This window comes from Marinicrinis sediminis, from assembly GCF_042685085.1.
Taxonomy (GTDB): Bacteria; Bacillota; Bacilli; order Paenibacillales; family KCTC-33676; genus Marinicrinis; species Marinicrinis sediminis.
Map to the genome: position 1 here is coordinate 73,638 of NZ_JBHUMM010000014.1, position 13,285 is coordinate 86,922.

Below are 13,285 nucleotides of genomic sequence, written 5' to 3' on the forward strand. Positions count from 1 at the left end.
CATGACAAATTGAATCGTACATCAAAAAAGCTTGCTGGGCATCCTCGGCAAGCTTTTTTGCATGGACGAGAGGGGCTAGGAGCTGACCTTTCTCATCAGCCATTCGATCGGGCCTCTGGTGAATGCCTTTCGCCATAGCGTGGCAAATAGCATGGCGCTCAGGAAGAAGAGAAAAGAGACGGCGGTCGCGAAGGACAAGGAGTTGTTCTCCAGCAGGCCGAAGATATCAAAGACGATGAGTAGCATAAAATGAGCGACGTACAGGGTCAACGCCAGCTGCCCTGTAACCATCAACAACCTCGTTACGGCATGTTGATGGAATCGTTCAGCCATCTCCACACACCCCACAATGACAAGCACAGCGGTGCCGGAACTTGCGATCATGTAGAACAGATTAGGCGGCATCGGCTTCGTCCAGAATAAGTATTGAGCGATTTCGCGTTCCAGAGAGGCTTGAGTGAGCTGAATCATCATGTAAGAGAAGACTTCCACTCCAACCGTGAGGATCAAAGCAAGGACTGCCAGCTTTTTTCTGAGCTGCATATCCCGCATATTCAGCCGACCGAGCCACATCCCGAACAACATAAAGCTGACCCACGGAAAAATCGGATGATAGCCGTTGAAAAACAAATTGCGAATAAAGCCTTCGGGTGTCCAGAAGATTTCGTAATAGGCGAATGAAGGATGCCATCCGTATGCATAGTTCAGACTGAGCTGCATGATCTCTGCCAGTAGTATAATGCCCGCTGCCGTCCATAGCAGCGTACGACTGGAGGCGGCGATAAAGAGAGAGGCGATGATCATATAGCACGCGTAGTAGTGCAGAATATCAGCGTCCCAGCCGAGTAGAAACAGAGAGAGACCGAGCAGTAGCAGGAACAAGGATCGCTTCCAGATCGAAATTTGAACGGAACGGATTTGGGAAGCGTCGATTGGAGACTGGCGTACCTTCCTGGTGGACAACGAAATTCCGATACCTGCCAGAATGACGAAGACAGCCGCGGCCCTTCCCTCGAACAGGCCGGTCAGGAAGATGAGCCATTCCGCTCCATTTCCTTCTGCTCCCATCGAAATCTTGTAATTCACGATGACCATGCCGAATATGGCGAGGGCTCTCGCGATGTCAAAACCGACGATTCGATTGGACGTGCTTCCCATGCGCTGCGATTCCTCCTTTGATGGAAATACAAATAAGCGGTCATCATGCAGAGAAGATAACTTGACTACATGATAACCGCTCTATTTGATAAGAAGAACCGCCTCAAGACGGATTTTATTCTGAAATATCTGTATGTCCCTTTGCTCCCCAAATGAATAATCCGGCTACACAGATCGCCACCAGAATAAAGGGTAGATAAAAGATCAAAAATTCCTGCATACTGATCATCCTTTCTTTCCTTGTACGTATTTCGCGTCAAAGAGGAACAGACGCATCAACAGGTACAGAGATGGAATTAGCAAGCAAAGTCCGAGTATAAAGGCGACAATCAGGGAAATAGCCATGGTCTCATTTGTAAAGCTGTCCTGGATATTGAGATACGGATACAGAATATACGGCAGATGCGATTTTCCATAGCCGAAGAAGGCAAAGGCAAATTGCAGCATGACAAAGATAAATGCCCAGCCCAAATGCTTGCGTATCCAGAGCAAATACAGGGCAGCGATAAAGAACAGGAAAGAAAGCACGAACATCCAGCTGATGTCCAGCATGTTCCGGAAATGTTCCAGATTATGATAGCGAATGGAGAAGAATACAAGCAGACTCGCCATGATCGTCGGCATACTCCAGCCGAGGGCATATCTTCTCACAATCTCGAATGCCTTCTTGTCTTGGGCCCGATCCGCGTAATAGGACAAAAACATGGCGGAAATATATAGCACACTGATCAGTGCAAGGATGACGACAGACCAGGAATAAGGGGATGTGAACAGTTCCTTCCACAAGAAGATCACCTTTCCGTCCTGTTCCTCAATAAACCCGCCCTCTGAAATCGTCAGTACAGTGGAGAGTGCGGCCGGGATCAGCCAGCCGCTTGCTCCGTACAGGAATAAATAGAATCGGTTGTTCTTCGATCCATAATTGCTGAAAGCATAGTAGGAACCCCGAATCGCGAGCAGGACAATCGCAATGCTGCCCGGAATGAGCAGCGCCGTCCCGTAGTAATAGGCCGTGTCCGGGAAAAAGCCTACAATTCCAACGAAGAAGAATACGAGAAAGACGTTCGTAACCTCCCAGACCGGGGACAGATAACGTTCAATGATCGGCTGGATGGTCTGTTTCTCTCCGCGAATTTCACTGTAGAAACTGAAGAAGCCAGCGCCAAAATCAATCGAGCCGACAATCAGGTACCCGTACAGAAAAATCCAGAGTACCGTCATCCCGAGGATCTCATAGCTCATCCAGTCCACCTCCCGTCCATTTGTCGGATTTCAGTTCTTCCTCAGCCGGATAATGACGGAACAGCCTGCGCAGCACAGACAGACAGGTCACCGCGAGCACCACATACAAGAGGGCAAACACGATGAGCATCACATCGACACTGCCGGAGGTCGTTGCCCCTTCCGCTGTCTTCATATATCCGCGCAAGATCCAAGGCTGACGGCCTACCTCGGCAAAGATCCAGCCCACCTCGATCGCCACCATGGACAGCGGTGCCCCGATCAGGATCAGCCTCAGCAGCCAGCGGCGATACGGATTGAAGCGGCGGAAATAGGAAGCCGCGACGAACAGGAACGAAACCACAGCCAGGTACATACCGATAAACACCATCGAATCAAACAGATAATGAATGTACAGCGGCGGAATCTCATCTTCCGGGAATTCCTCCAGACCCATAACTTCCGAGTTCGGTGCACCATGAGCCAGAATACTGAGCGCATACGGAATTTCCAGACCGTACTTGACCTCATTATCCTCAGTCAGCACGCCGCCCAGGATGAGTGGAGCATTCTCCATCGTTTCAAAATGCCATTCCGCTGCTGCCAGTTTCTCCGGCTGATATTCAGCCAGATATTTACCGGACAGATCGCCGACGATCGCGGTTCCAATCGCAAATACCAATGCGGAGGTCATCGTCAGCTTGAGTGCTTTTTTATAGTAGACATGCTTTTTGCCTCGCAGCATGGAGAAGGCCGCGATTCCCGCTAGTACAAAGGCGCTGGTCAGGTAAGCAGTCAGAAGAACGTGCGCAACTTTGGTCGGAGTGGCCGGGTTGAACATGGCCACCAGAGGCTGAATATTCGTCAATTGTCCATTTTCGACATCAAACCCGCGTGGCGCATTCATGAAGGCATTCACCATCGTAATAAACAGGGCGGATGCGCTGGAGCCAATGACAACAGGGATCAGCAGCAGGAAATGACGCATTTTGCTCTTGAAGCGATCCCATGTGTATAAGTAGATGCCAAGGAAAATGGCTTCAAAGAAAAAGGCGAAGGTCTCCATGAACAGCGGGAGGGCAATGGATTGTCCCGCAATCTTCATGAAATTCGGCCACAGCAGGCTGAGCTGTAGACCGATGGCCGTACCGGTCACAACCCCGACGGCGACGGTTACGACAAAGCCGCGCGCCCATCGGCGAGCCAGCAAATGATAATGTGGGTCGTTGCGCTTGATGCCGATCCATTCAGCCAGCGCGATCATGATCGGAACTCCGACGCCGATCGTGGCAAAGATAATGTGAAAAATCAGGGTCATACTCGTAAGCAAGCGACTGTATATGACAGGATCGTATGCCAACCATGTTGCTTCATACATTGATGTTCCTCCTCCTTTATCTCTTGTCTCGAGTCATCGCAAGGGTTGCCATTCCATCTCTGTGCAGCCTCATACAAGGTATTAGCTGTTCGTACAAGCTGCATCAGGAAAGGAAATTTCTCAGCAATGCCAGACCCATCACGAAGGCAACCACGATACATAAAATGATCAATCCCTTTTCCTGCTTCTCATAGCGGGGGATGTCCTTTTTGTTTTTCATGTTCTCACCCTATTCTGTCAAAGTATAAAAAATGCTTGTGCATGATGCGATCTTTCTTTCATTGTAAACGATATATGTGATTTTTTTCACAATAAATGTGATCAACTGTTGAAATTTTTATTACGAACCTTCGACAGAATGGAATAGAACAAATCTTTGATCTGGATTAGAACAAAACTGTCGAATTTGACCAGATCCGCTACCAGGCGCGGCGTCGGTGATATAATAGGCTCATAATAGAAAGGAAGCTGATCAAGATGAATCCATTGGCTGCACTCTTCCCCAAAACATTACGATCCCGATTGTTCATGGCTTTTGTCCTGATCATTCTGCTCCCGTTCAGTGTGTTGAATATGTACAATTTTATGAGCGTTGAAAATATTCTGGAGGAACAGGTCAGCGATCAGAGTCACGATCAGTTCGAGAATATGAGCCACACGCTGCAAAATTTTATAAGTCGTGCTTTTCAGACCTTTGTTCTGCTGGATCAGGACGATCAGGTGAAGGATATTCTCGTTGATCCCGACAAGCGTTCAATCCTTGAAAACAAGGATGCCGTGGAACGAAAGTTTTTCAGCATCAATAATACTTTTTTCATTACTACCCCGTATGTCTACTACACTTTACTAGATTTGAAGAGCAGTGTCTATTCTTCCTATCCACCCTCACAAGCGCTCTATTATGAACAGGTTATGCGTCATTCCACCTTTCAGGAGCTGCTCGATCAGAGGGAAGATCTGGTATGGAAAACGACGGCAAATGATTTCGTCTCGCGGGAACTGACAAAAAGCAATCAGTTCCTTTCCCTGTTTGCCAAGCTGCGAAACCATCAGAACGAGCCGTATGGTCTTATGCAGGTAAGCATTGATATTACGGCTCTGTTGCAATCGATGGTGTATCAGGAGAAGGATGGACAGCAATATTTTATTCTCGATCAGGAGGGACGTGTCGTCTCCCAGACGGTAGAAGGAGTCATGCTGACCGATGCCGTTCTGAAGCAGATTCGCAGTGATCAGGCCCGGTCCTATTTCATCGATTCTGACAGTGGCTCCTTCGTCAGTTACAGTGAGATTCCTTCCTTCGACTGGACGATTGTCCGTCAGGTTCCGCAGGCCGTGGTCTATGCGGATATTGATCAGTTGAAGCAAAAGTACTATGTGATGTTTGGCATGTTGATTCTGGCGTTTATCATCATGACGCTGATCATTGCCAGTACGATCACCAGACCTCTTTATACGCTCCAGCACAAAATGAAAAACGTCGTCAAAAAACAGTTTAAAGTCAAAATTTCCGAAGACGATTATCGGGGTGAAATGCTGATGCTCACCCAATCGTTCAATCAGATGCTGGACGATATTCATGGCTTGATGGAACAAAACAAGCAGGAGGTTCGGCAACGGGAAGCGGTCCGGTTTCAGATGCTGATCTCTCAAATGAATCCACATTACTTGCTCAACACGCTGAATATCGTGAAGTGGAGTGCGCTGCGTCACCAGGCGCAGGATATCGCAGACATCTGCGTCTCACTCGGCAAGCTGCTGGAAACGAGTCTGAATGTGGAAGTGGATCTGATCCATTTGAAGGATGAACTGGAGCTGGTTGAGGCATTTGTGCATATCCATCAGTACAAGCAGGGTCGCAGTGTCATCGTTCGCTACGACTATGACGAGACCCTTCAATATGCGCTCATCCCCAAGCTCAGTATTCAGCCGCTCGTAGAAAATGCCTTTATTCATGGATTAACCTTATTGCCTGAAACTGAATCAGCGCAGGTCACCGTACGGGTGAGGAACAACAACCAGCAACTGATGGTGGAAATTGAGGATAACGGAGTCGGTCTGAATGCCGGAAACGAACAGCCTCGCAGCCGCAAGCGCAGAGGAATCGGTCTTCAAAACTTGCAGGAACGGCTGGATTTACTGTTTCGAAGTCAGGGTCAGTTCCACATGGCGTCCAGGCCTGGTCAAACGATCGTCTGTTTCACGATCCCGCTGCTGATGTCGAAGCCGTATACAGAGGGAGGGATGATGGATGTGGAAGGTTTTGATCGTGGAAGATGAAGTGTTTGTTCGCGCCTCCATCAGGGAGATTATCAACTGGTCCGAGATGGGCTATGAACTGATTGGAGAAGCCGGGACCGGTAGAGAAGCGCTGGATATCATACGCGCGCAGCAACCTCACGTCGTGCTGACCGATATCCGGATGCCGGAAATGGATGGCCTTGAACTTGTTCGCGTGTCAAGAAAAGAAGGGCATGCCAGCAAATTTATTATGTTGACCAGTATGGGAGAGTTTGACGATGTCCGATTGGCAATGGAATATGGGGCCTCTCATTATATATTGAAGCTGTCGATGACCGTAGAGCATTTGAGAGATACGCTGCAGAAGATGGCGACAGAACTGACGGAAAGCGCTGCGGCAGGACAGTCTGCTGCCAAGCCCTCATGGTCCTATGAGCAGTGGTGGCAGGAATCGGGACAGCCGGGTCAGTTGGGCGGAGAAGATCGAATTTACAGCGGAATCTCGCAAACCCCCGGTCCGTACGTCTACGTGTGCACCGTCTACGCTGCGCCGCCGGAATCACAATGGCTTTCGGCTCTTCAGGAGAATTTGGAACGACAGACGTCAGCCGTTCATCTGTTTCGGCAACAAGGATTTGTTTTTCTGTATATCTGGGTTCATGACGTACCCGATGACGACGAGGAAGCTGTCAAGCGAGAGCTGGCTGAACACCTGAAATCAATCGGGATATATACGTGCACTGAACGGATTGTGCCTGCTGAGCTGATGAAGAAGTCCAGAGAGGGGCTACAGCATCTGCATGATCACTGGTATGGGGCGGAAGGTACGCTGGCAATGGGACGTGAAGAGCCGGAACCGGATATTGCCTGGGAACTGGAGAAATCATTTCTGACGGCCTTTGAAGCAGGGGACAAGCAGGTTTGCCTGAACAAGTTGGAGCAGATATGGCAGGAAATTGCGCAGATGCGGCTCTCCATCCCCCACGTTGTCCGTATTATGGAACGATTGGAGACCCAGTGCAGACGAATCACTCGCAAGACAGACGCTCCCACGCTGTATGATCAGTCTCTGACCGGACACGAACAGACTAAACAAGCGATGATCTCGTTTGTGCGGGGGCAGATGACCCATCACATGCCCTGGCAGGAGTATGATCACCCGGAAGTGATGAAGATTATCCGTTATATCCATCAGCACTATGAAGAGAATATATCGGTGAAAGCGATGGCGGAGAAAGTAAATATGGATGTCAATTATGTAAGTGGGCTGTTTAAGCGGAAAACCGGTCTCAATCTGATCTCTTATTTGCATGAGGTACGGATCAGTCAAGCCAGACAACTATTGATCAAAACGGACATGCCGATTCATCAGATCGGGGAAAAAGTTGGATATGTGCATGACAATTACTTCAACAAAATATTCAAAAGGGTAACAAATCTCACACCGAATGAATACCGCAGACAGCATCATCCGGAAATCCGCTGATTTGTTACCTGGAGGACACAGTTCTATTCCTTACCTGGAGAGCGCCTTCATCGTAAACTGAAGTCGTAAGCCAGAACAAGATACCAGGAGGGGACACTATGAAAAGAAAAATGGCAATGCTGCTAAGCTGGATGCTGGTGCTGACGATGTTGGCAGCCTGTGCGTCCGGCAACAACAATGAAGGTACAGATGCAGGCAAATCGAATACAGGCGGGAACGAAGGCTCAGGAGAAGTGGTCAATCTGACGATGTGGGGAGGCGTACCGGCTGAGTCAGGTCCGCAAGCGGTTGTCGATGTGTGGAATGCCGAGAACCCGAATATTCAGGTTGAATATGTTCGCTATGTGAATGATGATGACGGAAACCTGAAGCTGGACACCGCCCTGTTAACGGGTCAGGATGCTGATTTATTCGTGAATTACTCCATACCAAGGGTCGAGAAGAGAATTGAGATGGGCGTCGCTCTTGATCTGAGTACCTTTGAGGACTACAACATTGATGAGAAGATGGGCAGCTCAGCTGAAGGTTGGAAGATCGATGGCAAATATTATGGCGTTCCGACCAAGAAAAATGTTTTCTTCGTCGCACTGAACAAGGACGCGCTGGATGAAGCGGGTCTGGAGATTCCGACAGACTGGACATGGGACGAAATGCGTGATTATGCGAAGAAGCTGACGAAAGAGGGCCGCTACGGTCTCGTCCAGCATACGGAGCCGTTCGTGGACCCGATTGACAGCGTCATGGTCAAGGAGGGCTACACGAAAGAGAACGGGGAGTCCAACCTGAACCATCCGCTCGTGGTGCAATGGATGGAAACGTTGCAGGCAATGATGAGTGAAGACAAGAGCACGCCTCCGTTAGGGGAGCAACTGACAACCAAAATGCCGGTCGATACGATGTTCCTGAAAGGGGAAGCGGCCATGCTGAATATCGGAGAGTGGCTCATTCGCAGCTCCAATGATATGGAGGCAAATCCACGGGATTTCAAAATTGCCTTTGCACCGGTACCGAAGCTGTCCGAAGAGGTGGACATTACCCGCGGGGGTCTGGGTGACTATGTGAGTGTGAATGCGAAATCTGGGCATACAAAAGAAGCCTGGGAATTCCTGAAATGGTATGCCGACGGCGGTATGGCTCCAATGGCAGCAGGTGGACGTCTGCCAGCCTCCAAGGATGCGGATCTGGAAGCGGCGACGAAGAGTTTGCTCGGCGATCACGCGGATACGTATGATGAGGAATCACTGAAACGTATTCTGTTTGAAGATCAGTCTGAACACTTTGTACGCAATGTTTCTCAGCAATTGATGGATGTGAGACAGGAAGAGTATGAGAAGTTTTTCCTGGGCGCGCAGTCGGCTGAGGAAGCAGCACAGAATATGGCCGATCGTCACACTTCCTTGCTGAAATAGCGTCATAACAGGAACGCAAGCCATATAGAGAGAAGGAACCATGGCTGATGCGCACAGTTGGATACAGTGGCTAGTACGCATCAGCCACATTAATCTCACAGAATTTGACGGATAGGAGGAGGAGTTATGAAGCTGAACTGGAACAAGAAACAAAGCCTGGTGGGCTACTTGTTCATTGCACCCAACATGCTGGGTGTGACCCTGTTCTTCATTATTCCCGCAATATATTCCCTATATCTAGTGTTTACGAATTATACCTTCGGCGCGACTGAGGTCGATTTCATCGGATTGGACAACTTCAGGCGGCTGTTTCAGGATGATTTGTTCTATACCTCCATATGGAATACCCTTATTTTTCTCGCATCGGTACCGATCTCCATTCTGCTGGCCTTTCTCGTGGCGATTGTATTGAATCAGTCCGTGTACCTGAAGGGAATTTTGCGCTCGCTCTATTTTATGCCCTATATTACGAGTGGAATTGCGATTGCATTCGTCTGGATGCTGCTGTTTCAGCCGCAGCAAGGTCCGATCAACAGTATGCTGCGTGCCATCGGCATCGACAACCCGCCGGGTTGGCTGTCTACGATGGAAACATCGATGTATGCGATTGATATCATCTGGATCTGGTTTTTGTTAGGCTACAATATGATCATTTACCTAGCCGCATTGCAGGAAGTATCCACGGAGCAACTGGAGGCAGCCAAGATGGATGGCGCAGGCAGATGGAAGACGATCCGGCATGTGATCTGGCCACTGGTGAGTCCAACTACTTTTCTATTGCTGATAACAGGGCTTATCATGACGGTGAAGACGTTCGGGATTATTCAGGCCATTACCCAGGGCGGGCCGGGGAACAGTACGACAATCCTGTCTCTGTTTGTTTATAAGACGGCCTTCCGCTATTACGAAATGGGATATGCTTCTGCGATTTCCTGGATGCTGTTTGCTTTTATCCTGATCATCACACTGATTCAATGGTACGGGCAGAAAAAATGGGTGCATTACTAAGGGAGGCGAACACATGAGATTGAAAGGACTGGGAAGGGAAGGAATCAGACGGGAAGCAAGAAAAATCATCTATACCGCTATTATGTCTTTTTTTGCCATCATGATGGTGTTGCCTTTTATTTGGATGATCAGCACATCCTTCAAGACACCGGCTGAAGTGTTCGAGTTTCCGATTCAATGGATTCCGAGCCAAATCGTGCTGGATCATCATGTAAATGTGTGGACAGGAGACCAGAGCTTTGTCCCCTACTATCTGAATTCTCTAAAAATTTCCATCATCAGTACCATTGGGGCCACGTTCCTGTCGGCACTGGCGGCTTATGGTTTTTCACGAGTGGAATTCAAGGGCAGAGACGGTCTGTTTCTGGTTTATTTGTCCATGATGATGATTCCGCCGCAAGTATTGTTTGTGCCCAAGTTCATTATGTTTGAGAAGGTGGGCATCTACAACACGCATTGGGCACTGATATTGCCGGGTATGTTTACGATTTTTGGGGTCTTTATGATGCGGCAATTTTTCATGTCCGTACCGAGAGATATTTCTGAAGCGGCCTTTATCGACGGAGCCGGTCATTTCCGTATCTTCTTCCGTCTGATCCTGCCGCTCGCCAAGCCTGCACTGGCGACACTGGCGATCATTGATTTCTCCTGGCACTGGAACAACTATGAGGATGCGCTTGTATTCCTGGTCGATCAGGATCTGTACACCGTGCCGCTTGGTCTGCAAAACTTCATTCTGGAGTTCAATATTGACTACAACGGCATGATGGCGGCTGCGACAGCGGGGATTGTACCGATGATTATCGTCTTCCTGATCGGGCAGCGATTTATCATTCAGGGTATCTCCAATACCGCAGTCAAGGGATAGGGAGCATGCATCGTCATTCGTTCAGGGTACAAGTCGTGTTCGTCAGCAGATCGAATCCTTTTTGCAGGCGGATGGACGTCAGATATTCCATTAGATTCATCTGAAATGCGGCCTGGAACGGATACATGTTCCTTCATATTTGAAATGGATAAGGAGTGACCGGCATGAGAGAGGAAACCGTAAACAAAGATATCACGGTGATAGGTGGGGGTCTGGCAGGAGTTTGCGCCGCTGTAGCTGCCGCGCGTTCGGGCTGTACCGTTGCACTTGTCCAGAATCGACCTGTACTCGGCGGCAATGCCAGCAGTGAGGTGCGGGTATGGGTGTGTGGCGCTACCGCGCACGGCATTAACCGTTATGCGAGAGAAACGGGGATTATGGGTGAACTGTTCGTGGAGAATCAGTATCGCAATCCCGACGGGAATCCGTACATTTGGGACCTGGTGGTGCTGGAAAAGGTCAAAGCCGAACCCAATATTGAATTGTTTCTGAATACCGATGTGCAAGAAGTGGAAGCGGATCAGGCTGGCAAGGATGGGCAGCGGGTCATTCACTCGGTAACCGGATGGATGATGGCTTCAGAACGACGCATTCGCTTCGAGAGCAGCATGTTTCTGGATTGCACAGGAGACGGGCTGATCGGATTTCTGGCAGGAGCCAAGTTCCGGCTGGGCCGTGAAGCACAGCACGAGTATCAGGAGATGTGGGCGCCCGAGCAGGGGGATGAGATTACGCTGGGCAGCACGATCCTGTTTTATACGAAGGATGCGGGTCATCCCGTGAAGTTCGTCCCCCCTGCCTTTGCCAAAGACATTAACGAGACCCCGATTCCGATCAAGCGTGTCATCCGCAGCGGAGATTCCGGCTGTCATTACTGGTGGATCGAATGGGGAGGAGAACTGGATACCGTTTACGAAAACGAGCGTATTCGTGATGAACTGTGGTCCGTGATCTATGGCATCTGGGACTATATTAAGAACTCGGGTCGATTTGATTCGGAAACGATGACGCTAGAGTGGGTGGGAGCGGTACCTGGAAAGCGGGAATATCGCAGATTCACAGGGGATTATGTGTTGAACCAGAACGATATTTTGGCCCAGGAACCGTTCGATGACCGTATTGGCTTCGGTGGTTGGTCAATTGATCTGCATCCGCCACAAGGCATGTACGCGGAGGAAAGCGGTTCGAAGCATATGCATGCTGATGGTATATATCATATTCCGTTTAGAAGCTTGTATTCCGCCAATGTATCCAATCTGATGTTTGCCGGCAGAGACATTAGCGCCACGCACGTCGCATTCGGCACGACCCGCGTCATGGCGACCTGTGCGGTGATAGGGGAAGCCGCTGGTGCCGGGGCAGCCTTTAGTGTCCGTCACGAGCTCTCTCCGCGCGAGGTATATCAGGAGCATATGCAGGATCTGCAACAAGAGATGCTGAAAATGGATGCGGCGTTGATTGGCCTGCCGAGCCGACATGAGCTTAACCTGGCCCAGCGGGCTTCTGTTCAAGCTTCCTCCTGTCTCACTGCGATTGATACGCTGGATCGGACAGACAGCAAGGCGTACCCGTTATCGCATGACATCGGGATCATCCTGCCTGTCGATCCAGGCTTTCACGGTCTGGATATCCTCGTAGATGCGAAGGAGCAGTCCACCCTGCGACTGGAAGTGTGGGGGACAGGAAAGAAGGAGAACTATGTGCCAACCGAGCACATTCTCACCGAGACGTATACGATCGAAAAGGGTACCCGTCAGTTGGTATCGCTGCCTTGCAAGTGGACACCGGATGAGGCGCAAAATGCATTTGTGATCATACGCCAAAATGAGGCGCTCTCTCTATACGTATCGCAGCAGCCGCATTCCGGCATGCTCTGCTTCCAAAAAGAAGCCAAGCACCTTGCCGCCAAAAGCCTGGAGGATCGTCCCGATGATCAACTGATCGTGCAGTGGAGCATGAGAGGTCTGGTACGTCATACATTCTGTATTTCGACAAGGGGAGAGACCGAAGCCTTCACTCCGCAAAAGGGGATAGACGGCTACCTCAGACCGTACGGCGGTCCGCATATGTGGTTGTCCCTTCCAATTCAGGAACATGGCGAGCAGTGGATCATGCTGAGCTGGGAGCAGGAACAGCTTATTCGTGACATTCATCTGACTTTCAATGATGATGTGAATGAAGACTTGATCAATTTACATCACCATCGTACCCCCTTTGAGGTCATTCCTGAATTGGTCAGGGATTATCGGATAGAAGCCTATGTGAATGACCGGTGGCTTCAGCTTCTGACCGTGCGGGACAACCGTCAGCGCAAGCAGATACACCGTTTGCCGGATGCCTGTGCAACCCGCCGGTTAAGAGTCGTGGTTGAACAGACGAACGGCAGTCCGCACGCCGAGCTGATCGAAATGGCGGTTTATAGCTAATGTTCTGGACACTTTCTCATGTAGGGTGATGCTTGACAAGGGTGACAGCTTGTAAAAGATTCAATAATAAAAGGAAGCAGAAGGGGATGG

The 13,285-nt window shown here is 49.7% G+C and carries 10 protein-coding genes; 6 read left to right on the forward strand and 4 right to left on the reverse strand.

Going from position 1 to position 13,285, the window contains the following annotated elements; genetic code table 11:
- Nucleotides 1-75 precede the first annotated feature (75 nt).
- The 4 genes from ACFSUC_RS08630 to ACFSUC_RS08645 form a co-directional block, all read right to left on the reverse strand.
- The gene (locus ACFSUC_RS08630; RefSeq protein ID WP_379929145.1) at nucleotides 76-1,158 is read right to left on the reverse strand and encodes a DUF418 domain-containing protein; all 1,083 of its coding nucleotides are present in this window, start codon (nucleotides 1,156-1,158) and stop codon (nucleotides 76-78) included.
- 115 nt (nucleotides 1,159-1,273) lie between these two features.
- Nucleotides 1,274-1,378 carry a cytochrome bd oxidase small subunit CydS gene (gene cydS / locus ACFSUC_RS08635; RefSeq protein ID WP_379929146.1) on the reverse strand — a complete coding sequence of 35 codons (105 nt, stop codon included), beginning with the start codon at nucleotides 1,376-1,378 and terminating at the stop codon, nucleotides 1,274-1,276.
- 5 nt (nucleotides 1,379-1,383) lie between these two features.
- Nucleotides 1,384-2,400 carry a cytochrome d ubiquinol oxidase subunit II gene (locus ACFSUC_RS08640; protein ID WP_379929147.1) on the reverse strand — a complete coding sequence of 339 codons (1,017 nt, stop codon included), beginning with the start codon at nucleotides 2,398-2,400 and terminating at the stop codon, nucleotides 1,384-1,386.
- A complete protein-coding gene (locus ACFSUC_RS08645) occupies nucleotides 2,390-3,757 on the reverse strand; it encodes a cytochrome ubiquinol oxidase subunit I (protein WP_379929148.1) in 1,368 nt (455 codons plus the stop codon). Before ACFSUC_RS08645 ends, ACFSUC_RS08640 begins: the two co-directional genes overlap by 11 nt.
- Before the next feature lie 477 nt (nucleotides 3,758-4,234).
- Here ACFSUC_RS08645 and ACFSUC_RS08650 point away from each other — a divergent pair, with 477 nt between their 5' ends.
- The 6 genes from ACFSUC_RS08650 (at nucleotide 4,235) to ACFSUC_RS08675 (ending at nucleotide 13,195) form a co-directional block, all read left to right on the forward strand.
- Nucleotides 4,235-6,037, forward strand: coding sequence for a sensor histidine kinase (locus ACFSUC_RS08650; protein ID WP_379929149.1), 1,803 nt, complete (start codon nucleotides 4,235-4,237; stop codon nucleotides 6,035-6,037).
- Nucleotides 6,009-7,484 carry a response regulator gene (locus tag ACFSUC_RS08655; RefSeq protein ID WP_379929150.1) on the forward strand — a complete coding sequence of 492 codons (1,476 nt, stop codon included), beginning with the start codon at nucleotides 6,009-6,011 and terminating at the stop codon, nucleotides 7,482-7,484. The genes ACFSUC_RS08650 and ACFSUC_RS08655 overlap by 29 nt, the downstream gene beginning before the upstream one ends.
- Nucleotides 7,485-7,582: 98 nt before the next feature.
- Nucleotides 7,583-8,893: an ABC transporter substrate-binding protein gene (locus ACFSUC_RS08660; protein WP_379929151.1), complete on the forward strand. Its 1,311-nt coding sequence runs from the start codon at nucleotides 7,583-7,585 to the stop codon at nucleotides 8,891-8,893.
- Nucleotides 8,894-9,019: 126 nt separating this feature from the next.
- Complete coding sequence (locus tag ACFSUC_RS08665) at nucleotides 9,020-9,901, forward strand: carbohydrate ABC transporter permease (protein WP_379929152.1); 882 nt, start codon at nucleotides 9,020-9,022, stop codon at nucleotides 9,899-9,901.
- Between the two features lie 13 nt (nucleotides 9,902-9,914).
- Entirely contained in the window at nucleotides 9,915-10,769 is an 855-nt protein-coding gene (locus ACFSUC_RS08670; RefSeq protein ID WP_379929153.1) for a carbohydrate ABC transporter permease, read from the forward strand.
- Nucleotides 10,770-10,933: 164 nt separating this feature from the next.
- The gene (locus ACFSUC_RS08675; RefSeq protein ID WP_379929154.1) at nucleotides 10,934-13,195 is read left to right on the forward strand and encodes an FAD-dependent oxidoreductase; all 2,262 of its coding nucleotides are present in this window, start codon (nucleotides 10,934-10,936) and stop codon (nucleotides 13,193-13,195) included.
- Nucleotides 13,196-13,285: the final 90 nt, after the last annotated feature.